19 protein-coding genes, 1 tRNA gene, 1 other RNA gene and 2 pseudogenes are annotated in these 24,363 nt (G+C 63.4%); 9 read left to right on the top strand and 14 right to left on the bottom strand.

What is annotated here, in order from left to right; all coding sequences use genetic code 11:
• Nucleotides 1-98: 98 nt before the first annotated feature.
• Nucleotides 99-410, bottom strand: an RNA gene (gene ffs / locus J0X27_RS02495) — signal recognition particle sRNA.
• A 522-nt stretch (nt 411-932) separates the two neighbouring features.
• Between ffs and nadE the strand changes: the two genes are divergently transcribed.
• Entirely contained in the window at nt 933-1,784 is an 852-nt protein-coding gene (nadE, locus tag J0X27_RS02490) for an NAD(+) synthase (RefSeq protein WP_207270898.1), read from the top strand.
• Nucleotides 1,785-1,876: 92 nt separating this feature from the next.
• Here the strand turns inward: nadE and J0X27_RS02485 are convergent, their stop codons facing one another.
• Both J0X27_RS02485 and J0X27_RS02475 read right to left on the bottom strand, forming a co-directional pair.
• Entirely contained in the window at nt 1,877-2,059 is a 183-nt protein-coding gene (locus J0X27_RS02485; protein WP_207272115.1) for a hypothetical protein, read from the bottom strand.
• Between the two features lie 342 nt (nt 2,060-2,401).
• Nucleotides 2,402-2,770 (bottom strand): Hsp20/alpha crystallin family protein, encoded by a 369-nt coding sequence (locus tag J0X27_RS02475; protein WP_097379546.1) that lies wholly within the window; start codon nt 2,768-2,770, stop codon nt 2,402-2,404.
• Between the two features lie 145 nt (nt 2,771-2,915).
• Between J0X27_RS02475 and J0X27_RS02470 the strand changes: the two genes are divergently transcribed.
• Nucleotides 2,916-3,257 (top strand): DUF5798 family protein, encoded by a 342-nt coding sequence (locus tag J0X27_RS02470; protein WP_207270897.1) that lies wholly within the window; start codon nt 2,916-2,918, stop codon nt 3,255-3,257.
• A gap of 101 nt (nt 3,258-3,358) precedes the next feature.
• On the opposite strand, the gene J0X27_RS02465 is transcribed toward J0X27_RS02470, so the two are convergent.
• The 4 genes from J0X27_RS02465 to J0X27_RS02450 form a co-directional block, all read right to left on the bottom strand.
• Entirely contained in the window at nt 3,359-3,769 is a 411-nt protein-coding gene (locus tag J0X27_RS02465; RefSeq protein ID WP_207270896.1) for a CoA-binding protein, read from the bottom strand.
• 110 nt (nt 3,770-3,879) lie between these two features.
• Nucleotides 3,880-4,512 (bottom strand): RAD55 family ATPase, encoded by a 633-nt coding sequence (locus J0X27_RS02460; protein WP_207270895.1) that lies wholly within the window; start codon nt 4,510-4,512, stop codon nt 3,880-3,882.
• Between the two features lie 181 nt (nt 4,513-4,693).
• Nucleotides 4,694-5,548 (bottom strand): geranylgeranylglycerol-phosphate geranylgeranyltransferase, encoded by an 855-nt coding sequence (locus J0X27_RS02455; RefSeq protein ID WP_207270894.1) that lies wholly within the window; start codon nt 5,546-5,548, stop codon nt 4,694-4,696.
• 198 nt (nt 5,549-5,746) lie between these two features.
• Nucleotides 5,747-5,929, bottom strand: coding sequence for a DUF7511 domain-containing protein (locus J0X27_RS02450; RefSeq protein WP_207270893.1), 183 nt, complete (start codon nt 5,927-5,929; stop codon nt 5,747-5,749).
• A gap of 150 nt (nt 5,930-6,079) precedes the next feature.
• On the opposite strand from J0X27_RS02450, the gene J0X27_RS02445 reads away from it, so the two are divergent.
• The 5 genes and pseudogenes from J0X27_RS02445 to J0X27_RS02425 all read left to right on the top strand — a co-directional run bounded on the left by J0X27_RS02445 (nt 6,080) and on the right by J0X27_RS02425 (nt 11,975).
• Nucleotides 6,080-6,154, top strand: a tRNA-Arg gene (locus J0X27_RS02445).
• A 100-nt stretch (nt 6,155-6,254) separates the two neighbouring features.
• A pseudogene (locus J0X27_RS02440) lies at nt 6,255-7,556 on the top strand (DUF7845 domain-containing protein); the annotation flags it as partial.
• A gap of 363 nt (nt 7,557-7,919) precedes the next feature.
• Entirely contained in the window at nt 7,920-10,541 is a 2,622-nt protein-coding gene (locus tag J0X27_RS02435) for an ice-binding family protein (protein ID WP_338147521.1), read from the top strand.
• Between the two features lie 448 nt (nt 10,542-10,989).
• Complete coding sequence (locus tag J0X27_RS02430) at nt 10,990-11,244, top strand: DUF7692 domain-containing protein (RefSeq protein WP_207270891.1); 255 nt, start codon at nt 10,990-10,992, stop codon at nt 11,242-11,244.
• 203 nt (nt 11,245-11,447) lie between these two features.
• Nucleotides 11,448-11,975 carry a hypothetical protein gene (locus J0X27_RS02425; protein WP_207270890.1) on the top strand — a complete coding sequence of 176 codons (528 nt, stop codon included), beginning with the start codon at nt 11,448-11,450 and terminating at the stop codon, nt 11,973-11,975.
• A gap of 431 nt (nt 11,976-12,406) precedes the next feature.
• Here J0X27_RS02425 and J0X27_RS02420 read toward each other — a convergent pair whose 3' ends face one another.
• Nucleotides 12,407-12,736, bottom strand: a complete 330-nt coding sequence (locus tag J0X27_RS02420; RefSeq protein WP_207270889.1) for a DUF5789 family protein — start codon at nt 12,734-12,736, stop codon at nt 12,407-12,409.
• Nucleotides 12,737-12,887: 151 nt separating this feature from the next.
• Here J0X27_RS02420 and J0X27_RS02415 point away from each other — a divergent pair, with 151 nt between their 5' ends.
• Nucleotides 12,888-13,220, top strand: coding sequence for a 2Fe-2S iron-sulfur cluster-binding protein (locus J0X27_RS02415; RefSeq protein ID WP_207270888.1), 333 nt, complete (start codon nt 12,888-12,890; stop codon nt 13,218-13,220).
• A gap of 127 nt (nt 13,221-13,347) precedes the next feature.
• Here J0X27_RS02415 and J0X27_RS02410 read toward each other — a convergent pair.
• The 6 genes and pseudogenes from J0X27_RS02410 to J0X27_RS02385 all read right to left on the bottom strand — a co-directional run.
• Nucleotides 13,348-14,100, bottom strand: a pseudogene (locus tag J0X27_RS02410) (RNA-guided endonuclease InsQ/TnpB family protein); the annotation flags it as partial.
• A 152-nt stretch (nt 14,101-14,252) separates the two neighbouring features.
• Entirely contained in the window at nt 14,253-15,614 is a 1,362-nt protein-coding gene (locus J0X27_RS02405) for a restriction endonuclease (protein WP_207270887.1), read from the bottom strand.
• 110 nt (nt 15,615-15,724) lie between these two features.
• Complete coding sequence (locus J0X27_RS02400) at nt 15,725-16,048, bottom strand: hypothetical protein (RefSeq protein ID WP_207270886.1); 324 nt, start codon at nt 16,046-16,048, stop codon at nt 15,725-15,727.
• A 232-nt stretch (nt 16,049-16,280) separates the two neighbouring features.
• Nucleotides 16,281-16,937, bottom strand: coding sequence for a MaoC family dehydratase (locus J0X27_RS02395; RefSeq protein WP_207270885.1), 657 nt, complete (start codon nt 16,935-16,937; stop codon nt 16,281-16,283).
• Between the two features lie 364 nt (nt 16,938-17,301).
• Entirely contained in the window at nt 17,302-18,126 is an 825-nt protein-coding gene (locus J0X27_RS02390) for an alpha/beta fold hydrolase (RefSeq protein WP_207270884.1), read from the bottom strand.
• A gap of 77 nt (nt 18,127-18,203) precedes the next feature.
• On the bottom strand, nt 18,204-20,405 hold the full coding sequence (locus tag J0X27_RS02385) for a VWA domain-containing protein (RefSeq protein ID WP_207270883.1): 2,202 nt from the start codon (nt 20,403-20,405) through the stop codon (nt 18,204-18,206).
• Nucleotides 20,406-20,439: 34 nt separating this feature from the next.
• On the opposite strand from J0X27_RS02385, the gene cobN reads away from it, so the two are divergent.
• Nucleotides 20,440-24,330 carry a cobaltochelatase subunit CobN gene (gene cobN, locus J0X27_RS02380; RefSeq protein ID WP_207270882.1) on the top strand — a complete coding sequence of 1,297 codons (3,891 nt, stop codon included), beginning with the start codon at nt 20,440-20,442 and terminating at the stop codon, nt 24,328-24,330.
• Nucleotides 24,331-24,363: the final 33 nt, after the last annotated feature.

The following is a 24,363-nucleotide window of genomic DNA, read 5'->3' as shown; positions in this document are numbered from 1 at the left end:
TCTCGAGCGGGGCGCAACTCGAAGCACAGTTCCGTCGAAACCGTCGCGGAGATCGGACTCGGCAATCGGGTAGTACTGTCGCCCTCGAAAGAGTATGAATGTGGACGGCCACGGTTGCCCGGCGTTCCGGACGGGGGAATCTCGGTTGCCTTCTCCACCCCGCGACCCGTCGAGCGACAGGTGTCCGGCGGTCCACTGCTCGCTTCCGCGCCTGATGGGCTGTCGCCGACTAACCACGATGGGTCGTCCCTGCGGACGGCCATCGTAGACCGCTGTCCCCGACGGACGAGGCTTCCATGTTGGCTCCCGAGGCCCCGGCCGGTCTGACCGGACGCCCACGGTGTTCGGTCCCCGCTGATGACCATAGCGCGGGTAACGAGCAGGGCCAAACTGCCCGACCTAGTCCATCTCGTTGTAGACGACTGGTACTTAAGGGCCTTTCGCCTCGCGAACCGCCCGAGCCAGCGGCGATCGGGCGACTCGAGGGGTACCACAGGCGATTGGAACGTATCCTCCGCCAGACCGTCGCTCGCGGCACGAAATCGCGTCCGATAGGGACGCCGGCGGGCACGCCGGAGCGAGCAGTGAGTGGGACGAACACCGATTGACACCGCAGGACTGTTCCGTTTCGGAACCGATCCGGCCCGCGTCGGGTTCGCTCACCTTTCTTTGTGGCCGGCTATTTTGGATATTGCAATATTTTTCCGAATATATATTGTAGTATAGTCCATTAATCCTCGGCAATTGGCTAATCATTTGGTCAGAAACTGTTATATCGCGTGACCGATCTCCCTCGAGTGAACGATGAGCTATCGACTCCACGTTATGGCCGTCGATCGTCCGTTTTCCGGCCCCTGGCCGGGAGATCGCCGTGACCGTCCCGGAACCCGACGGAGGGCCGTCGCTCGAGCGGTCGTCGCCTCGTCAGTCCGATGACGATGGCCGATTCCGACGCGTCCCTCGCGGATCTCCCTCGCAGTTCGGACGGACTCGCGACCACCGACGACGCGCTGGCACGGCTCCGGGAGCGACTCCCCCGATTCCTCGAGGAACGGGTCGCCGATGCCGGCGCGGACCGTCTGGTCGTGGGCCTCGACGGCGGCGTCGAGACGGCGTTGGCAGCGACGTTCGCGGTCGAGGCTGTCGGACAGGACCGCGTAACGGGTCTCGTGATGCCGGCGTTTCTGAGTCACGAGGCGGTGTCCCGAAACGCGGAGGCGATCGCGACGGCGCTTGGCATCGAACACAGGCGGGTGCACCTCCAGCCGGTCTTGGCCGCGTTTCAGGAGGCGGTCGGTGGCTCCGACGGACCGGCCGACGACCTGGTCGCAACGAACAACGCGCTGTCACGGCTTCGGATGGCCTGTGCGTACTACGTCGCGAACACGACGAACGCGCTCGTCGTGGGAACGATCAACCGCACGCAGTCCCTCCTCGGTTCGGTCACGAAACACGGCGAGACGGGTGCCGACTGCCTCCTGTTCGGCGACCTCTACCGAACCGAAGTCGAGGCGCTCGCTCGAGCCGTCGGTATCCCCGAGGCGTTGACCGTCGAGACGTCGGGGTCGCCGCTTCACCCGGGCGAATCGCCGGCAGCGGCGCTCGGAATCTCGACGGAGACCGTCGATCGGGTCCTCCACGCCCGCGTGGACGACGGCGTCGACACGGCGACCGTGACCGAACGGACCGGCGTCGATCCGTCGATCATCGACCAACTCGCCGAGTGGTGCGACCGAACCCGGCACAAGCGTCGTTATCCCGAAACACCGGGGACGGACGCCTGACTGCTAGGGCCCCACCACGAGCCGTCGATGAAGCCGGCGACTCGAGAGGCTGTCGTCAACGGCCACACTGGAAGGCCGCCGACGATGGGTCGTTACGCTTCGCCCCCGGCACCCTCGGGCACGTCGCCGAACTCGCCCGCCACGAATTCGCGGGTGACGTCGGCGGATACCTCCTCGAGCGCTCGCTCGAAGTGTTCGCTCGTCAGTTCGATCGATTCGACGTCGCGTTCCTCGCCGGTCGCCTCGGCGCGGACGTGCTCGCGGACGGCGATCATCGGGCCCCTCGATCGCGACGAACTCGCCGCTCGAGACCCCGAGTTCGGTCATCGTCTCGCGGTCGATCGCGGCCAGGCCACTGCCTGCGTCCTTCCGTTTGAGTGGTTTTACACGGAGTCGCATGGCCACTGTGGTGTGCTTTGGACGGTCGTGATCGATGTCGTTCGTCGACGCGTTCGAACGTCAAACGACGGATTCAGGACAGGAACCGACCGATCGACGGACGCGAATCGAACGGTCGACGCGGAGGTGGTTCACCGGGGTGGACCCGGGAAACGGTTCACCGCAGCGGACGTGGTGGAACGGGGATGCTCGGTCGCCCGTGCCGAGTCCGGGGACGGTTAGCCCTCGAGTGGGATCTCTTTCCCCTGGGTGGTCGAGTCGGCGGTCGGCAGCCGGACCTCGAGGACGCCGTTCGTGTACTCGGCAGCGATTTCCTCGTCGTCGATCACCTTGGGGAAGCGGAACCGACGATGGTAGGTCTTCTTCCGGCCGCGACTCTCGTCGGAGTGCTCGGCGGCGACGTTCAGGATGCCGTCGTCCCATGCCAGATCGATCTCGTCGGTTTCGAAGCCCGGCATGTCGATCGTGAGGACGAACTCGTCGTCCTCCTCGTACAGTTCGTAGTCGCTACCACCTGCGTCACCGAACAGTTGGGAGGGCAGGTCGAGGCCTTGCATCCATGTGCTTGGTGGGCTCGTTCGCACCATGGCTGATCACCTCGAATTCAGTAGACGATTGCCCGCGGTTCGTAATAAATCTGCCGAATAACGTCCATCGGTAGCATACAACATTTCGACCGGTCGACTACAACGGAGGAAAAGGCCCATTAGTTCCCCAACACATCGGACAGGTATGGGACTCGGCAGCACTGCAAAGAAGATTCAGGCGCTTTCGGACCGGGCCGAAGCGATGTACAAGCAGGTACAGAAACTCCAGCAACGGATCACCGGGCTGGAAGAGAAGACGGACGAAACCCACGATACGGTCACGCGCATGGACCACCAACTCACCGAACAGCGCGCGCTCTTGCTCGCGATCGCCGACGAGCAGGGGATCGATGGAGAGGCGATCCTGGCCGACGCGGCGATCGACGACGCCGAACTCGAGGCCGACGCCGACGCCGAGGACGCCGAGACGACGGCGAACTCGGAATCGACGGACGACGCGACCACAGCCGACACGCCGGCAGAATAGCGCCACGGGACGAGCCGCCTCCCCGACGTCGAAAACGCTCGGCGCGGTCGAATCGAGTCGGACGCAGCGTCGACGGCCCGTTCGTCGCGTCGGATTCCGCTTCAGGCGACGAGCCGCCGGTGTTGTACCTTCATACACTGATCCTGAACGACGGCCCGACCGTCGGTTTCCGCGCGGGCCGCTGCCTCGTCGTCGCGAATGCCTTGCTGGGTCCAAATCGCCGCCACGTCGTCGCGCTCGAGGGCTGCATCGACGATCTCACTGACCTCGTCGCTGGGCCGGAAAATGCAGACTACGTCGATCTCGGCCTCGACGTCCGCGAGGGAGTCGTAGACGTCCCGACCGAAGATTTCGTCGGCGAACGGATTGACCGGAATGACGTCGTAGCCGTGCTCGAGCAGATACTTCGGCACGTCGTGGGCCGCTTTTCCAGGTGTGCTCGAGCAGCCGACGACGGCGATGGTGTCGTACGCGAGTATCTCCTCGAGTTCCGCCGGAGAGTCAACTGGCATGTGTGACTGTACGGGTTCGATCAGTAAACCTCTCGGGGTTCATACGGTCTCCTGTCCGTCAGTGCCGAGCAGGCGTCGTCGGCCCAGCGCTCGCCTCCGCTCGGGCTCCACTACGGTGAGAGACCGGCGGTCCGAATCGTGGGCTCGTCGCCGTCGGCCGACTCCTCGAGTTCGATGACGGCGTCGAACAACTGTTTGAGCGTGTTCATCGTCTGGTCGTCGTGGGCGGTCGAGTCGATGACGTAGACTCCCAGCGCGTCGGCACTCTGGATCCGTCCCGTAAAGACGTGGAGGAACCGAAAGACCGTCTGGAGGTCGGAGTACATCAATAGCGTCGAGACCGAATGCAAGAGGACCCGATTTTCCGTGAGGCCCCGACTCTCGTAGAACTCCTGGAGGAACTCCGAGAGCTTGATTCCGATCCCGGTCATGTCGACAGGGGAGGAGGCGTACTTGATCCGCGGGTCGTCGTCGATCGTCCCGATGCCACGCTGTTTCGTGACGCAATCGACGACGCCGATATCCGGTTCGATCCCCTCGGCGACGGTCTCGGCGAAGCTCTCGAGGACCTTGTCGGCGCTGTCTTTCGTGGTGACGATGATCGACCCGTCACCGCGGTTCGCGCCGCTCGCGAGGATATCGAAGGCGATCCGTCGTTTCCCCGTCAGTGGCGGGCCTGCGACGAGTACGTTCGCCCCCGGATCGAGTTCGGCATCCGGAAGGACATCTGCGAGGTCATACATACGAGATACTCACATCCATCGCCGTGGCAGCGACCGTTACTGGTTCCATAGCCCACTCCGGCGTCCGGCGTGTTGTTATTGAAATATGCGAAGCGGCTTATAGTACTTTTGATTATAAAACCAGTAGCGCACTTGTGAGCCGATGAGACGGCTTCGGGCACCGTCCCGTTCGACCCCGCTGCTATAGCGAGATCGGGAGGGATCGGACGCCACGGCCGACGATAAACGCCAGTGCAGCGAGAAACATCCCGTACTTGAGGCGTGATTGGCCGCTGCTTGGATCCGCGAAACTCTCGTATGCGGCGACGAGCATGACGGCATCAGCCGGGGCGACGACCACTAGATAGGCAAGCCCGAAGTCACCACGGAGGTAGGGGACGGGACTCGCGACGACGGCGACGACGAGGAGGCCAGCAGCGACGGTGAGCGCTCGCCGTTCCCCGATCGCGATCGGGAGCGTGTGCAACCCTTCCGCGCGGTCCCCCTCGATGTCCTCGACGTCTTTGATTATCTCTCGAGTCACCGTCGCGATCGCCGCGAGGACGAAGAGCACGACCGCCGGACCGATCTCCTCGACCGCCGCTGCCCCGAAGAGGAACGTGCTGCCGACCAGATACGCGACGAGCGCGTTCCCGAGGCCGGGCAGTCCCTTGAACAGTTCCGTGTACGCGATCAACGCGAAGAGATTGACGGCCGCGATGGCGATCGCCAGCGTGGGGAGGGTGATAGCGAGCGCGACCGCACCGGCGAACAACAGGAGACTGAACGCGAGCGCGCCGCGGGGACTCACCGCACCGCGGGGGATCGCCCGCTCGGGCTGATTGATCCGGTCGATCTCCCGGTCGAAGTAGTCGTTGATCGCGTTGCCCGCACCGACCGCCAGCGCCGTCGCGCCGACCGCCGCGGCGGTCGCAAGCGGCTTCTCGGCGAGGCCACCCGCGACGAACGAGCCGATGAACGTCAACACGCTCGCTGCGATCACGTTTACCGGCCGTGTCAACTCGAGCAACCCGCGACCCGTCTCCCCGGCAGTCATACCCGGCAGTGGTCATTCAGGCTGGTTAAACGGTACGGTCCGCGAGCACCGGCCTCGGTCTCCGCACCCGGCTCGTTTCTTCGTCAGCCGTGTGATTCGTCTCAATCAGGGCTTTTAGAGCGTGTTTCCGACGGATACGCGATCAGAAATAACGTCGTAACCCACCCGCCCAGGGACCCACTGCTCCGACTCGATGTCTCAGCGCCAGGCTTCGAGATCACAGAGCCCGTCACCCTCGATCTCGAGCCACTCGCGTACCCGCTCGTCGCCGCTGGCGTCCGCGGGGACGGCGGTCCAGACACCCTCGTCGTCCGAGAGCAACTCGAGGGGCGTCACGCCGGACTGCGTCTCGTCTGGGACTGGGGTCTCGTGTCTCGTCATGGTCCACCTCGTCCGTGGGGCCCCATCCTAAAGACCCCCGGAGCCGATTGTCACCGGCTGAAAATTCCTCGAGAGGGGGGTGTGTCGGTCCCTGTCTCATTCGGTGCAAATCGAGTGACTTATACGGACCCGCCCGGAATAACGCGATGCGGGCGCTTAGCTCAGCCTGGACAGAGTACTTGGCTTCGGACCAAGCTGCCGCGGGTTCAAATCCTGCAGCGCCCATTCGTTTTCCGAACGGATCACATTCGCAAGACGGCGGTACATCGTTTATAAATGAGCCGCCGATCGCGCATTTGATTTCGTTCGATTATCGAACGGGGGTCTCGGCCCACGATTCCCGAACATGCGTCACTGGGAGAGTGGCGAGCGGTTGCAACTCCCCTGGGAGAATCAGGTCGGCGAAGTCGATGGAGTCGACGTCGAGTTTCACACCAGCAACATCGAACTCGACCGCGGTCTCGAGTTGCTGCCGGAGTTCTTCGCGGCGATCTTCGAGCACGCCGGCGAGCGCATTCACTCGGAGTATTTCAGAACGACCCCGCATTCGGCGAGTCGAATGTGGGCGTACGAGCGGTACGTTCGGATTCGCCGTGAATGGGCTGAGAAGCTCTCGTCGGCCGGTGTCTTACAGAAGGTCGCGCACTATCTGTCCGACCTCGAGGGAGTGAAAGCCAAGCTCCATCTCGACAACGAGGAAGTCGTCAACCACCAGAATCGGCTGTTCTTGAATCCAGCATCCGCAAGCAAGCTCCTACCGAGCCACACGTACGGACGGAAATTCGAGATCTACCAGCTCGCCGATCCCGACGCGGTTTCGAAGGATCACCCATCCTACCACCCGAAGGTGGAAGTCCTGGTGAACAAGTCGATGAACGACGGCGAGGCATGGGCGTGGGCCGATCGCCACGAAGTGACTGAGCAAATCGAGGAGACCCTGTTGAACGCGCTGCACTGGGAAGACATCCCGCTCGGGCCCGACGGCAGCGGTGTCTACGTTGCTGACGATCACTTCGACGCGGTCGCTCGAGACGACCTGGTCGAACTGTACGAAGATCCCACCCCGCGCCTCGAGGCGAAGTCGGACCACCTGTTGATGACGACGCTCCGCGATATGGGCGAGACCGCCCGCGACGTTTCGGAGACGATCGCGACCGATGGCGGCGCGACCGTCGACGACCTCGCCGACCAACTGGGGAAGCACCCCGCGACGATCTACCGAGCGATCAACGACCTCGGTGACATCCTCGAGTTAGACCAGGGCGACGTGTCGTTCCGAGCCCGGAAGTATCGCGAGGAACTCCGCGCGCTCGTCGAGTCCGCCGAGTACGCGATCGAGAGCTACGCCGATCGGATGCAACACATCATGGGCTTGGCCGATCACGTCGCCGAGTCCTCGCCCTTCCAAGAGTGGCTCGCGAAGAACGGTGCTGACCTCGAGTTCGACGAGAACGGCGACCCGCGACAGATGCGGATCGATACGATCCTTTCGCGGTTGAAGTACGATAGTTTCGAGAACGTCGCGACGATCGCCAGTGAGGCCCTCGAGAGCGGGGGTCGGCACCGCGATCGCACCGCAGCGCCGGCGGGGTCGTTTCGCGCTTCGCGCGAAAGCCCCCTTGGCGGGTGTCTCCAAGGGGACTTCGACAAAAAATTACAGCACCCCGCCCCTGCTTCCGCACGTGGAACTCCAGTTGAAGCACATGAAGCGGGGGTCAGCACCTATCGCCACGTAATCTGTATTGTCACTTCCCACCTACTGGACCGGTTGTCAAGCGCGTCGGAATGGACTCACTAATCGAATTTGAAGACTATCTGGAGAAAATATTGTACACCTAAACAGAATTAACATCCTGAAAACGATATCTTACACCGAAGAGTTCCAGATATGGAGTACAATCCAACAAGAAGAACAGTCCTCGCATCGAGTGGGTTGCTCACAGCTGGTCTCGCCGGTATAGGCGCGGCGCAAGAAGGTGAAGATCCCCCGATTCAAATCCAACAAGACGGTCCGGCACCGGTCGATCTCGGGACGGCCTGTGATTTTTCGATCCTGGCAAAATCCGGAATATCGAGCGTTCCCAATTCCGACGTGGCGGGAGACATTGGCGTGAGCCCGATTGCGTCGACTGCGATAACAGGATTCGATCTGACGTTGGATGCGACGGGCGTCTTCGCGACGTCGACGCAGGTGGGCGGACGGGTGTACGCGGCAGATTATTCGGAGCCGACCCCGTCCAGATTGACCACGGCCGTGAGCGATATGGAAACCGCGTTTACCGATGCGTACGGCCGCATCCCACCGGACTTTACAAATGTAGGCGGCGGCAATCTCGACGGAGAAACACTGACTCCAGGAGTGTACAATTGGGATACGGGCCTCTCGATCGACGGAGATATCACCCTCGACGGTGGTCCGGACGACATCTGGATTTTCCAGGTCGCGGGAGGTCTCAGCGTGGCGAGTGGGGTAACCGTCAATCTGGAAGGGGGCGCGCAGGCCGAGAACATCGTCTGGGTGGTCGCCGGTGGTCCCGGCGTCGAGATCGGAACGGACGCAAACTTTGCGGGGGTCGTGCTGGCCCAGACGGCGATCAACGTACTCACCGACGCAACGGTGGACGGCTGTTTGTACGCCCAAACCGCCGTCAATCTTCAGATGGCGACGGTTACCGGCTGTGACTGCGATCTCGTAGACCTGCAAGTGGACTCGGCGTGTGAAGATGAGGAGGGGGAGATCACGGTATCGAACCCCAACAGCGTCTCGGTGATGGTAACCGTCACCGGTCCCGATGCGTACGAGGAGACCATGGAGGTTCCTGCCGGCGGTTCGGCGACGTGGGGGAATCTCGCGGACGGAACGTACTCGCTCGAGACCGACAATATCGCAATCGGTCTCGACATCACGACGCTCGACATTAGTTGCGATTCGGCCATTCCTGACGTCGTAACGACGCCGGCGACGGAGGTTAACGGCTCGACGGCCACGCTCAACGGTGAGTTGACCGACCTCGGCGACTTCGACACCGTCGATGTCTTCTTCGAGTGGCGCGAACTCGGCGAGGAGGAGTGGAACACCACCGCGCCGCAGACACTCGACGCGTCCGGCGACTTCGACGACGAAATCGCGGGCCTCGAACCCGGAAACACGTACGAATTCCGGGCGATCGGGCTGGCGAACGGTGAACGCGTCGAAGGGGCCACGCTTCGCATCATCAAGACGGTGCCAGGTGTACCAGAGGTCATCACAGAGCCGGCAACGGAGGTCAACGGCTCGACGGCCACGCTCAACGGCGAACTGCTCGATCTCGGCGACTACGACACCGTCGACGTCTTCTTCGAGTGGCGTGAACTCGGCACGGAGGAGTGGACTGCCACCGAGACGCAGACCCTTGACGCGCCCGGCGACTTCAGTGACGGGATTGAAGGCCTCGAACCCGGCGGCACGTACGAATTCCGGGCGGTCGTCGTGGCTAATGGCACGCGTGAGGAAGGAGCCATTATCTCGTTCACCAAAGACGAACCTGGCGCACCCATCGTCGAAACTCAGGTGGCGACGGAGGTCAACGGGTCGACGGCCACGCTCAACGGTGAGTTGATCGATATCGGTGACTTCGACACGGTCGATGTCTTCTTCGAGTGGCGCGAACTCGGCGAGGAGGAGTGGAACACCACCACGCCGCAGACGCTCGACGCGCCCGGCGACTTCAGCGACGAGATCTCCGGCCTCGAGCCCGGGAACACGTACGTATTCCGGGCAGTCGTCGTGGCGAATGGCACGCGCGAGGAAGGAACCATCGTCTCGTTCACCAAAGTTGAGGCCGGCGTCCCCAATGTCGAGACAGAGCCGGCGACGGAAATCAACGGGTCGACGGCCACGCTCAACGGCGAACTGATCGATCTCGGGGACTTCGACACCGCCGACGTCTTCTTCGAGTGGCGTGAACTCGGCGCAGACGAGTGGATCACCACCGAGTTCCAGACGCTCGACGAGCCTGGTAACTTCAGCGCCGGGATCGAAGGCCTCGAACTCGGTTCCACGTACGAATTCCGGGCGGCCATGGTAGCGAACGATGAACGGTTCCTCGGAACCACGCTCTCGTTTACCAAGCTCAGCCCGGACGAGTTGGACGTCGAGACGAAGCCGGCGACGGAGGTCAACGGCTCGACGGCCACGCTCAACGGCGAACTGCTCGAACTCGAGGGTGCAGCGGAGGTTACCGTCTACTTCCTGTACCGCGTCAAGGGGACCGAGGTGTGGACGTTTACCGACGAGACGGTCCTCACCGGACCCGGACCGTTCAATGCGACGGCGATGAACCTCGAGACTGGCACGACCTACGAGTTCCGAGCGGTCGCTCAGGTCGGTGCCACGGTTGTCTACGGGGACATTCTGGAATTTACGAAGGCACCCGAGAATGGGGACGACGGGAAGAACAAGAAGAAGCTAAAACGCAAATATAAGCGTGCAAAGCGTGAGTACGAGGAGTACAAAAAGAAATACGAGAAGGGCAAGGTGAACAAAAAGCAACTCAAAAAGAAGAAACACGCCTACGAGCGCGCAAAACGCGAGTACGAGGAGTATAAACAGAAGTATAAGCACGCGTCCTGAATCGGCCAAACAACCGCCTTCGGGCGCATTCGACCGCGCTGACCGTGGCATCACCTCGATCGGTTCTTTATTTGGCCCTCTTGAACCGCGGTGTAATAGGACTCTTTGGGCCAGTCGAGACGATCGTGCAACCGTCGACATAGTAGCACTCTTCAGATTTTTGATCACAGTATTTTGCATACATATTAATCGAAGAATTCTCACTGTGAACGTTTGAATAGAATCTCTGGAACTCGTTTCCAAAACAACCACTCGGGGTTGTACGTCGACAGAATCCGATTCCTGAATATGTACACGAGTCGCGACTCGCCGTGTGCATATCTCGAGTTGAGCCGTCGCTCGAGTCCGTGTTCTCATCCGCTATTCGATAGGACTCACCGATTGTGGGCCGAAATGGGCCGTTCAGTGAGTCGAAAAAACTAGGATTTCGGTGGTCGTGTGTACGAGCATGCGAATCAGAACCGACGGCGACTACGCGTATCGACGGGATGCGATCGAACGCGCAGCTGACTGCTACGATTGTAACAAGACGAAGGCAGTCGTCAGTGCCTGCGACGACGTGCGGAAGTTCGTCCAGGCTATCCGCCAGGTCCTCGAGCGCGACGACCTTACACTCGAACAGCGTCGGGAGATCGCCGAGACGCTCTCGACTCGAGCAGTAACGTTCGAGGTTGAGACTGAAATCGGGGTCATCACCGACTGACTCTATCCATCTATTCGAGATTCCGGCAAGTGAGATAGCCGTACGGTAGGTACGCATGTGCGGTAACTACGGGTCGCTACTGAGAGGGGGTCCACCCGCCAGTAGAAGTGAAGTAGTATCAGCAGATCACCTACTTAGAATGTCGTTCCTATTTGATCTCCGAGAGGGATGACCTTTTTCACCGTGAGTCTGGCTGCATAGGTATGAAGCAGTCTCGACGGGCATTCGTGGTTGTTCTGGTGGGAATCGGGAGTGGGTGTGTAGGAACTCGCCAGTCCTCGCCAACGACCACAGAGTCTGACACGGACGGCGACGGGGTTCCTGATCGCGCCGACCGCTATCCGAACGACTCTCGTAGGGCGTTCCGAGATCATAGCAGGGAAGGCACCTACACGCTTCGTCCCGGTCAATTCTCGGCCACTGCGCTCACGAACTCGCCAGAGGCGAGTGGCGAGGTCTTGCACTACGACGTTGAAGTCGAAGGCGACACGGAGGTTGATTGCCTCGTCTTTGAGCGGGAGGCCTATGACGCCTACGCGGCCGGTGCCCGCGATGTTCCCATCGTCTCCGAATATAGCCGAACGGGAGTTACCAAAACAACCCTCACACGCACGCTTGACAAAGGCGAGTACCTCTTTTCACTTGATTACACCAGCCAAGTGACCGCTCCAAGCGAACAAAGCGTTACCGTGAATCTCTATCTAGAACTCGCTGAACCAGCCGACCAATAGTACACTGCCACTAGCGTCCCCCTTACCTCCTCCCTTATCCAAAGGGTATCTCTCCACCACCGTTCTGCTAAAAAATGGAAGCGATCGAGATCTTCGCTTGCTCGGTCCCGCGGTGATCGCCACCACCGTGCCAGCGAATCAATGGGAGATCGCTCGAGCGGTTCAGGATTACATCGATGGGCCGAGAGCGGACGTGACCGACGACCATGGCGGGTCTGCCTTCGACTGAACGAAGCACCGGGGCTTTGGTTCGATGCTCGAGTGGGCGTCACCGGGATTCGCGATCATCCAAACTGGTCAAGACGGGGAGTGCACGCATCGATCGGCAGCCAGTTTTCTGCAGACACTGGAGAAGCGATTCCAAATCAGGGTGCTTCCCGGGTCTTTCAGGCTCGCCGTGGTGAATCTCGGGAATGGTCTTTCAGGAGGGCTCAGAACGATTCGTCCGGTTCCTCGGTTTGCTCACCGAGCGCTGGCGGCGTGCGATCGCTGTAGCCCTTCCGTCCGATGGCACCTTCGGAGACGTTGCTGAAGATGGCTGTACGGGCCTCCGCAGGCGAATCGAACTGCTCTTCACGCACCGGATTCAGCACCTCCTCGAGCGTCTGTTCGCCGTCTTGGAACCGGAGGATCGCACTCCCGTATGCCTCGACCAGTTCTTCGCACGTCGTCGGATACTCGTGTTGATCGAGCTGGTGGGCGAGGGGGCCGAACTCGACCCCGTGCTCTCTGAGGCGTTCGCTATCGGTTGGGTCAGACATGACGGGGTATTTTACATCATCGATCATAATAAATGCCACACGTGATTTCTCGGCCTGGGTAGTTCGTCACAGATGTGATTCCGTGTGCCCTGTTGAATAGAGTGGAAGGGTCGGTCAAACGTATTTGTGCGTGGGAGTGGCAGCGTTTCACATGCCCACAATCGAATTCGAGGGTGAAACGCTCGAGGCCAACACCGGGGACGACCTCCGTCGAACACTCCTCGATGCAGGGCTCACCCCGCACAACGGGAAAGCACAGTATACGAACTGTCACGGCAACGGGATCTGCGGAACGTGTGCCGTCGAAATCGTCGCGGGCGAGGCCGCCGATCCCACAAAGAAAGAGCGCCGTCGCCTCAGATTCCCGCCCCACAGTCCCGACTCCGGGCTCCGGTTAGCGTGTCAACTCTCGATCGAGGACGACCTCGTCGTTCGGAAACACCCGGGCTACTGGGGCCAGAACATCGAACACGACGAGCCGTGATATCGTGAGTCGTCCGTGCCGTCCCTGTAACAGAACTGGTCGAACCGTCCCGATACTGTCAGAGACACTCCGCTGATTGACATCCTCCTCCGGCTAAAGCCGGAGGAATCCCAAGCGTTGGGATATTAGGGTTTGCAGACCCCCTGCCTCTCGTGTTGAACGACCCGCTCTCGCGGTCGAACAGGAAGACTCCGGGCTGTGCCAACCAGCCGTTACTCATATCACCCGTCGGGGGATTCTGAGTTATCTTTCTCCGAATGTTCACCGCACCGTTCACGTCCGCGTTCATCGTCGTCTCGCACGACGAACAGACGTACAAACCCCGCTCCACGCGGTTGCTATCACGAATCTGCCCACAAGACGAACACGTCTTGCTCGTGTTCTCCTCGTCTACACGGTCAACGAGAATGCCGTGTTCTTCGGCCTTGTACTCAAGCAGACGAGCGAAGCGGTCGAACTCCCACCCGTGGAGTTTCTTGTTCCCCGACCCAACCCAGTTCCGCGAGTCACCGTTCTCATCCTCACGGATGTCGCTGAGGTCGCCAACCGCAATCTCTCTTACACCTTCTTCGACACACCGCTGAACGATGTGTTTCGAGAGGGTGTGGAGGAAATGGTCTTTGCGTCGGGAGAGTTTCTGCCGAGCCGTCCGCGCACGTTTTGACGGCCCGTTCTCGCCTTCGGTTTGGTACTCCTCGCGGGTGAAGTAGTGCTTGTCCTCTTTCAACGTGTTCCCTGGATACAGCTCCGAGGGGCCATCCTCGTAGTTGATGGCAAGGTAGTTGCTGATTCCGAGGTCGATCCCCGCCGTGTTGTCGCCCGGTGCGTCTTCCACGGGGATCTCCTTTTTACAGACGAGGTGGAGTTCCCACTCGTCGCCGTATTGCGCCTGTTCAGCGTATAACTGTATCTCGTGGCACCGCCATCTTCGAGGAACTCCTGTACGGTGGCGTAGTACTTCGGTCGGTGGATCCCGACAGTCGGTTACAGGACGCACTCGCGCTCGGGGAGGAGCAAACGGGCAGGGTTTTCTCAGAGCACGCCCGTCGCGACGAGCCCCACGAGAACGACGAGGAGCACCGACACGACGGCCCCCGCGGCGAGTGGCACGTTCTCCATCGCCTTCCGGTGGAGGGGCATGACCTCGTACTCCTCGCGGAACGCCTCGAGGTTCGCCTCGTCGTAGAAGTACTTGGTCGCGAGCGCGAACCGCTCGGTGACCGCACAGCCGGTACAGACCGGCTCGCCCTCGAGGCGTTCGGTCCGGATGTGGGCCTCGCAGTTGATGCTGCCACAGTTGTCACAGTAGGTCAATGACGCGGCCGAGTCCGCGTCACAGTGGACGCAGCGATGGATGCCGTCCTCGATGGGGAGCCGGGAGGGGCCGGCAGCGTAATACTCGTACGCGTAGGAGTACTGCTGCAACCGTGTCGTCTGTCGAACCTCGGGCAGATAGATGGGGGTGATCGACTGGACGGAGACGTCCGACTGGCGCGGCTCGCAGGTCTTCTCGTAGGTCACGTTGTTGTCGCCGGTGTAGGTCACGGTCGTCGTGTGACGATCCCGGAGTCGATCGACGGCCCAGGACTTGTATTCCGTTTCGGTCTGGCCGAACCGATCTACCTCGACCGTGTCGAACACCTCCTCGAGCGCTGTCTCCTCAAGTTCGATCGTTCGTCGCAGGTTGTCGGTGACGAGCCGGCCGACGTCGTCGTCTAGGATTCGCGGTCGGGTCCGCCCCGCGTGGACGACGAACGTGGTCGTCTCGTCGAGGCGATGGATCACGCCGACCGACGTCTCGAAGACGGCGTTCGTCCGTGCGCTGATGACGACGACCGGCTCGAACGTCGCCTGAACGTGAGGATCCGGAAGCTCGTCGGGAGCGACGTTCTCGACGTCGCGAAACGCCTCGCGGACGGGAGCGTCGATCCCGCGAGCGGGATCGAACGGTCGGAACGTCTCGTCACAGAGGATCTCGATGCGGCCGTTGTAGAGATCGAGGCCGACTTCGTCGGCGATCTCGCGGAGGTCCCGCCCGTCGACGAGCTGGATCGGATAGGGGTCGTCGGTCCGGTCGAGTCGCTCGGCGTACTCTCGAGCCGGACCGGTGAAGCGTCCGGTCGTGACGACCATGCCGCGTTTCGGGCCATCGTGGTCGAACGTCGCGATCGCGGAGTGGAGTTTCTGGACGACGGGCCGACCGACGGTCTCGGTGTGCTTACACTCGACGACGATCCCCCGCCGGGTTCCGTCGACGACTTCCACCATGGTGATGTCCCGTCCCTCGTCGGCCGTTCGCGACGCCTGGCGAACGTCTTCGTAGCCAAGGTTTCGAAACACGTCCTCCATCACGTCCTCGAATTCGAAGCCCGAAAGCTCGTCTAGTACCGCCATCGTTCGTCCGATGTCGATGTCGCCCCGGTGACAAATACGTTGCGCTCGAGACGGGGTCCGGGTCGCTCGCGTCGCGGTGGAGTCACGGACAGTTCGACCGCACTGTGAGATCACTCGGCTGCGTTGCCCTCGAGCCACGACTCGAGTCGAGCGACGACCGCCCGTGCGATGGCGTCACCGATTCGGTCGGACGCGTCGGAGAGGTCCCAGACGTAGTCGCCGGTCCCGGTGATGGAGACCCACTCGACGTAGCCGTGGCGATCCAACTCGAGCAAGAGCGTCTCGAAGACGGATTCGTCGAGGCGACACCCCAGCGATTCTTCGATCGACGCGGCCAGTTGGGAGGTCGTTGCGACGATGCGCCCCTCGATGGTGGTATCGGCGATTGCGGGTCCTGCTGTCGGTGTCGGCGGGGATGGCGGCCGATCGGTCATTCTCGGACTGCATCTGGGCCAGGGGGTATTAACAGTGGTGTATTCGGGACGAGCGGTGGGGCTGCCAGCTATCCCACCAGGGGCAGCGACCGGGTCGGCGGCTCGGGACTCCGTGGGACACGAGTAAGTGGGCTGCCCTCGTCGTCACTGCTCCCTGCACGTCTCTGATCCGACCGTGCCGATCGCCGTACAGTGGTCCCTCGCGGTGTGGGGCAGTCCGACTACTCGACCGTCATTCGGCGGGTAACTCGTCGATCATGACGACGGCCTCGCCATCGATGACCGTCTCGCCGTCCTCGTCGCTGACGATCGTCTGTAACCGGTACTGATCCCCGCCGAGGCTCTCGACGATTTCGCACTCGGCGGTGACGTACTCGCCAATTCGCACCGGGGCCGCGAACTCGAGGTCCTGGGAGAGATAGACCGTTACGCCGGGGAACCGTGCGAGCGCGGCGCTGATCGTTCCCGCGACGAGCGTCCCGTGGGCGATCCGCCCCTCGAACCGGGTGGCGTCGGCGAACTCGGACTCGAGGTGAAGCCGGTTGGTGTCGCCGGAGACCTGTGCGAAGGCGGTGACGTCGGCGTCCGTGATCGGTTTCCGAAAGCGGACGTAATCGCCGACCCCGAGCGAGTCGTAGTCATCCGCCGAGCGCTCCATAACCCAGGTTTCGTCGCCGAACGCGATCTCCACAGCCGGCGTCGGCGTCGTCGAGTCGACCTCCAGGTGGGGAGCGGACGCGTCTCCAACCGAGGGGCTGAACCCCATCGCGGCGAGGAGCGCGTTGTTGGCCTCGACGTAGCTATTGACGACGTGTTTCGAGATGCTGGACCACTGCTCGGCCGCTGGAAGGGAGGTGTCGGCGTCGGCGTCCGGACATTGACTACTCATAGGTGTGTGGGAAGGTCCCGTTCGGCGGGAGGCGCGATTCCGAATAGAACTAGCACGGTCGCTGCCTTTGTCGTGTCGCCAAAGTATATTGGTGATTGGGGGGTACTCTCCCGACCGCTGACCGGTTCCCTGCGCCTCCGATCGCTCCACGTCGAACAGTTTCGCTTCCCGGCGATGCTGGTCCGTGCCCGGTCGTAGCCGTGGGAGAGCAGCCGCGGAGGTCGAACGGACGGGAGACAGCTGGGTGATCGAACGGATGGAAGGCGGCCGGGTTCTACTGCGTTCTTCGAGGGAACATCGGGCAGGGCGCGTGATCGATCGATACCGATCGGGACGGCGCTGGTGCCGTCCGCGGATGCGTGGCCTACGCCGGGAGCCCCGCGAGAAAGTCACTCGTCACCGCGTTGAACGCACGAGGGCGGTCCCGATTGACGAGGTGTCCCGAATTATCGAGTTCCAGTTGGTCGCCGTCGGCGACCGCCGAGACGATCTGTTGTCCCTGTCGTTTGACGAGCGGGGCTTCCTGCTCGCCGTGGACCACGAGCGTCGGCGTTTCGATGCCGGTCAGTGCGGGCGGATCGTACCGATAGAGGGCGTCGAAGATCTTCCGAAACTCGGCGGTCGAGATGTCGCCGACCTCCTCGATCGCGTCGGCCCTGATCTCGGGATCGACCGACAGCCACCGCTGTCCGGTCGTCGCCTGAATGGAATACAGCATCGATCGGAACGTGACTTCGGTTCCCGATAGCGACAGCGACGCGGACAGCGCCGGAAGCGGCGACCAGAACGACTTCACGTCCGTCGGCAGCTCGATCGGGGGCATCGACCGCACTGCGCCGCCGAGAATCGCGCCCGCCGCGCCGTCGGGATGCCGATCCAGATACTCCTGGACGACCATCGATCCAAGCGAGAGCCCACAGAGGATCGGCCGGTCGATCGCGAGTTCCGAACACAGCGCCTCGAGGTCGTCGGTAAAGAGCCCGATCGAGTACTGGCTGGGCTCCGTTCGACCGGTTGCTCCGTGGCCCCGAACGTCGAGCGTGACGACCCGATAGTCGTCGGCGAAGTGCTCGACCTGGGGTTCCCAGGCCGTGCCGTCCATCCAGCCGCCGTGGACGAACACCAGCGGTGGGCCGTCGCCGTTCGTCTCGTACCAGATGGTCCCGTCCTCGAGTTCGAGTTCTGCCATACGACGACTAGGGGCCGATCGCTCTTACAATGACGGGTTGCGGCTGACGGACCTGTAACGAGCGCTCGAGCGACCGACTACTGGCCGTCGTCGGCCGCGCTCTCGGCGGCGGCCCGAACCGTTTCGACCGACAACGAGGCGAGGTCGACCAGTTCGCCGTCGGTCTCGCCGGCGACCAGTTCCGAGAGGCCGGCCCGGGAGTCGTCGCCGGCGTCGACGACGATCACGCGAGTATCGCTCGTGGCGAGCGCTCGTGCCGCGGTTCGCGTCGCTTCGGTCGGGCTCCCGTCGGCGACGTTGGCCCGCCCGTCGGTGACGAGGACGACGACCGAGGCGTCGGTGTCGGCACGCTCGAGGACCCGTCGAGAGGTCTCGAGGCCGGCCGGCAGCGGCGTCCGATCGCCCGAGGGAAGGTCCTTGAGGTGTCGAGCCGCCAGCGAGACGCTGTCGGTCGGCGGAAGCAAGACGTCGGCGTCGTCGCCGGCGAAGGCGACGAAGGCGACCTGATCGCGGTGTTCGTAGCTGTCCCGCAGGAGTTCGAGGACCACGCCTTTCGCGGTCCGCATCGCCGGGCGCATCGAGGCGCTGGCGTCGACGGCGAAGACGATCGTCACCGCGGTCTCGCCGGTCCGAACGGACTGTCGGAGATCCTGTTCCGCGACTCGAGACTCGCCCCGGCTCGCTGCCGACCGGACCGACGCCGCGGCGTCGATCGCACCGTCGCCGGAGGCGGGTTCGGTGCGGACCCGAGCGCCCCGGTTGTCCGTACTCGGTGTCGTACTCGCCCGGGTTCCCGTCGCTGCCGCGTTCTCGGTGCGCTCGGTGGTCGGCGTCTCGAGGTCCGGGGCCCGTGCGTCGCCCACGCCGGCCCGTTGCTGGCCGGGGACCAGCGGCTGGCCGGTTTCGTCCTCGCCGTCCGCTGGCGACTCGTCCGCGTCCGACTCCTGCTCGCTCGAGTCGTCGTCCGACCCCTCCCCACCGGTATCGGCGGGTGACCGATTCGGCGAGGCCGGTTCGTCGCCGTCCTGCGGTCGCTGCTCGGGTTCGGAGTCGCCGTCGGACTCGTCGCCCGCCCCGTCACCGTCCGCACTGTCGTCGGGGCCCTCGTCTCCGTTTCCCTCGCCGCGATCACCGCGTCCGTCACCGTCCCCGGGTTCGGGATCGGATTCGTCGCCGGCTTCGTCGCCGTCACCGTCGTCCGCGTCGCTCTCGGTCCCGTCCCCATCCTCCTCGTCGGGTGCCCCGTCGTCGAACCGATCCTCGAGCAGGTCGTCGAGATCGGGTTCGTCTTCGAAGGGCGTGCTCCGCAGGCGGTGTGGGAGCGCGTAGGTCGCCGCCTCGTACACGTCGGACTCGATGACGGTCTCTCGCCCCTCGAGTGCGGCCAGGGTCATGGCGGTTCGAGCGGTCGCGACGTCGCCGCGGTGGCCGTCGACGCCGGCCTCGAGACAGAGCTGGGCGATTTCGGCCTTGAAATCGGTCGGGAGGTCGACGCTCGAGAGGCGGTCGCGTGCCGCGGCCAGGTCGTTGCGGAGCCGCTCGATCTCGTCGGTATAGTCCGTCGTGGCGTCCGTTTCACTCCCGCCGTCGACCTCGAGGGCCCGATCGATGATCTCGACGCGGTCGTCGACCTCGCGACAGCCCTCGACGGTCGCCTGGAGGGCGAAGCGGTCCCGCAGTTGGGGACGCAGATCGCCCTCCTCGGGGTTCATCGTCCCGATCAGGGTGAACTCCGCGGGGTGGGAGACGCTGATCCCGTCACGCTCGACGGTGTTGACGCCGCTGGCGGCTGCATCGAGGACGACGTCCACGAGGTGATCGTCGAGCAGGTTGACCTCGTCGACGTAGAGGATGCCGCGATTCGCGCGAGCCAGCAGTCCGGGATCGAAGTCGGCCTCGCCGGCCAGCGCGTCCTCGACGGAGAGGGTGCCGACGACCCGGTCTCGAGTCGCACCCAGCGGCAGGGTCACGAGGGGGACGGGTCGCGTCTCGATCGGCAACTCCTCGGAGTCGCGGTCGCGACAGCCCGCACACTGGTGGGTCGGATCGTCGGGCGAACAGCCGTAGGGGCAGTCGGCGACGGCCCGCTGCTCTGGCAGGAGATCGACGAGCGCCCGGACGGCGGTCGACTTCGCGGTCCCTTTCTCGCCGACGATCAGGGCCCCGTCGAGGCCGTCGTTGGCCGCGACGGTGAGCAACACGCGTTTCAGCTCGTCCTGTCCCACGATCGCCGGAAAGGGGAGTGACGACAGCTTTTTGCCCCCGGCGTTTGCAACCATACTTGAGCTAATACAACAGAGGTTTAAAAACGCGATGACAACGATCGGGATATATACCGCGACGGAGAACGAACTCGGCTCGATCGGCCGGGCCGCCGGGCGTCTCGAGGACGTCGAACTCGAGGTCCGCTCGGAGAGCGACCTCGAAGACGAGGCCGACGTCGAGGAGTTCGTCGAGGAATTGCACGACGCCGCGGCAGCGATTTTCTGGCTGCACGGGGCCGAAGACAGCATGCCAGGCTACGACTACGCGACGGGTGCCCTCGCGGAGGCGGGCGTCCCGCTGATCGTGAAGGCGACCGGGGACGCCTTCGCGTTCGAGGACACGACGGTCTCGGACGGTCATCGAGATCGCGTCTACGACTACCTCGAGAAGGGCGGGACGATCAACGTCGAGAACCTGTGTCGATTCCTCGCCGCCGAGTACGAGGGTCGGGACGTGGAGTACGACGATCCGACGGAACTCCCCACGGAGGGCGTCTACCACCCCGACCATCCGGGAATCGAGTACGCGGAACTCCTCGAAACTCACGACCCCGACAAGCCGACGGTCGCAGTCTGGTTCTACGAATCGCACTGGACGCACGAGAACACCCGCTACGTCGACGCGCAGGTCCGGGCGCTCGAGGAGCAGGGTGCCAACGCCCTGCCGATCTTCTGTAACCCGGCCACCGATACGGACGAACAGGAAGACGCCGAGTGGGTGACCGACAACTGGCTCATCGATGATGATGGCCAGTCCGTCGTCGACGCCGTGCTCTCCTCGTTTATGTTCTCTCTCTCGATGGACGAGCGCGGCCGTAGCGCCGACGACGAAGGCAGCAGTGCGGAGGACGTCTTCCTCGACCGGCTCGGCGTGCCCGTCCTGCAGACGGTCACCACGATGCGCTCGCGCTCGCGCTACGAATCCAGTGACACGGGCGTGATGGGCTTCGAACTCGCCCTCTCGGTCGCGCTGCCGGAGTTCGACGGGAACGTGATTACCCACCCCATCTCGGGGAAGGAACGCACCGACGACGAGGCCGGTATCGGCTCCGCGCCGAAACACCACTTCCCCATCGAGGATCGGATCGACCACGCGACCCGACTGGCGGTCAACTGGGCAGAACTCCGACACACACCCAACGAGGAGAAGCAGGTCGCCGTGGTCCTCCACAACTACCCGCCCAGCGACGACGGGATCGGGACCGCGTTCGGCCTCGATTCGCCGGAGTCGACGGTCAATCTGCTCGCGGAACTCGACGCTCGAGGGTACGATCTCGGCGACGAGATGCCCGACGACGGCCAGACGCTGGTGGAGAAATTGACCGCACAGCTCACGCTCGAGGACCGGTGGGTCGCGCCGGAGGACGTGCGCGATCTCTCGGTCGACGTGGTCTCGCCGGAGACGTACGAAGCGTGGTTCTCGGAGGCCGACGAGCGGTTTCAGGAGAACATCGTCGAAGAGTGGGGCGACCCACCGGACCGCCCGTTCGCGATTCCGGGCGTCGAGTTCGGGAACGTGCTCGTCACCGTCCAGCCGCCCCGTGGGTTCGGCATGGACCCCTCGAAGGTCTACCACGACTCGAACCTCCAGCCGCCACACGACTACTACGCCTTCTACGGCTGGCTTCGAAATACGTTCGAGACCGATGCAGTGGTCCATCTGGGAACCCACGGCAGCCTCGAGTGGCTCCCCGGCAAGACCGTCGGGCTCGACGGCGAGAGCGCGCCCGATCAGCTGGTGGACGACGTCCCGAACGTCTACCCGTACATCGTCAATAACCCGGGTGAAGGGACGCAGGCCAAGCGCCGTTCCTACGCGGCGATCGTCGACTATCTGACGCCCGTCATGCGAAACGCCGGGACGTACGACGAGTTATCGGAACTCGAGGAACTGGCAAACCAGTACCGCGAGGCCGGAATGGAAGACGCCCGCGCCGACGACGGCGACCACCTCGAGACCCTCATGCGTGAGAAAGTCGAGGAACTCGACCTCGCCGTCGAACTCGGCATCACGGGGACGATCGACGAGAAAGCCGACGTTCGCGGGCCCGACGAGGCGGGTTCGAGTCTCGCCGAGGGCGAGGTGACGGGAGACGAGATCGACGTCGACGAACTCGTCGAACGGATCCACGAGTACCTCACGGACATCAAGACGACCCAGATCCGGCTCGGACTCCACACCATGTCCGAGCCGCCGGAGGGCGAGCGCCTCACGGAGTATCTGGTCGCGCTGACCCGACTCGAGAACCCCGGCGCGCCGAGCCTGCGCGAGAGCGTCGCCGGCGCGCTGGGCGTCGACTACGAGAAAATGTTGAACGCGCCCGGCGAGTACGACGACGCCCTCGGGATGACCTACGCCGAGGCCGCCGACGAGGTCTACGAGACCAGCGTCGACCTGATCGAGACGCTCGCGGAACACGACTTCGACATCCCGGTCTCGGAGCGTGAGGCCGGCCCTGACGACGAAGTGAACGTCAACCTCCTGATCGTCGACCTCGAGACGATCGGCGACGGGCGCGCGAAGTCCGGCGCGCACAACGACCTGCGGGAGGCGCTGGCGTACATCTGCGAGGAAGCCCAGCCCCGCGTGCAGGGAGCCGAAGACGAGATTCCCAGGACCGCCGACGCCCTCTCGGGCGAGTACGTGCCGCCGGGTGGCTCCGGCGCGCCGACACGGGGCGGCGTCGACCTGCTGCCGACCGCGCGGAACTTCTACACGCTCGACCCGCGCAAAGTGCCGGCGAAGGCCGCCTGGCAGGTCGGCAGCGAGGTCGCCGAGGGCGTCTTAGAGCGCCACCACAACGAAACCGACGAGTACCCCGAGGAGATCGGCGTGGTCGCCTGGGGGACGCCGACCGTCCGCACCCGCGGCGAGACCATCGCCCAGGTGCTCGCGATGATGGGCGTCGAACCGCAGTGGACGGACGCCGGCCGCATCGACGACGTCGAGCCGATCCCGCTCGAGGAACTCGACAGACCCCGAATCGACGTGACGACGCGCGTCTCGGGACTGTTCCGCGACGCGTTCCCGGCCGCGGCGGGCGTCATCCACGACGCCGTGGACGCCGTCGTCGACCTCGACGAACCGCACGAAATGAACTACGTGAAGAAACACATCGAGGAAGAGCAGGCCGAACTCGAGGCCAAAGAGGATCTCGACGAGTCGGCCGCTCGAAAGGCCGCGAAACACCGCGTCTTCACGACCCGACCCGGCGGCTACGGTGCCGGGACCAACAAGGCCGTCGACGAGGGCAACTGGGACGACCGCTCCGATCTGGCCGAGGTGTACGTCCAGTGGGGCGGGTATGCGATGGGCTCTCGCGGTCGGGTGTCCGACGCTCACGACGCTTTCGAGCGTCGCCTCTCGAGCGTCGACGCGACGGTCAAGATCGAGGACACGATGGAGCAAGACGAGTTCGACTCCTCGGACTGGTACGCCTTCCACGGCGGCTTCATCTCCGCCGTGAGCGAGATTTCGGGCGCGGAACCGGCTTCCTACGTCGGCGACTCCTCAGATCCCGACAACGTCGATGTCTACACCAACGAGGAGAAGGTCCGCAAGGCGATGCGCTCGCGCGTGCTCAATCCCGACTGGCTCGAGTCCATGGAAGAACACGGCTACAAGGGCGCGGGCGACCTCTCGACGACGGTCGACGTGACGCTGGGCTGGGACGCGACTACCGGCGTCGTCTCGGATACGCTCTGGGAGGAAGTCGCCGAGAAGTTCGCATTCGACGACGACCGACAGGACTGGATGCGCGACGTGAACCCGTGGGCGCTCGAGTCCATCACGGACACCCTACTCGAGGCCATCGAGCGCGACCTGTGGGACGCCGACGACGAGGCGGTCGATCGACTGCGCGATCTCAACCTCGCGGTGGAGGGCGACCTCGAGGCGCGGACGACCAACGAGGCCGTGGGGGCAACGACCGATGACTGACGGAATCGAACCGGCGACCGAACAGGTTCGGCT

The sequence above is a fragment of the Natrinema longum genome, from assembly GCF_017352095.1.
Lineage (GTDB): Archaea > Halobacteriota > Halobacteria > Halobacteriales > Natrialbaceae > Natrinema > Natrinema longum.
Note: the sequence above shows the minus strand (reverse complement) of the source record. Positions and strands in the feature narration are given on the sequence as shown.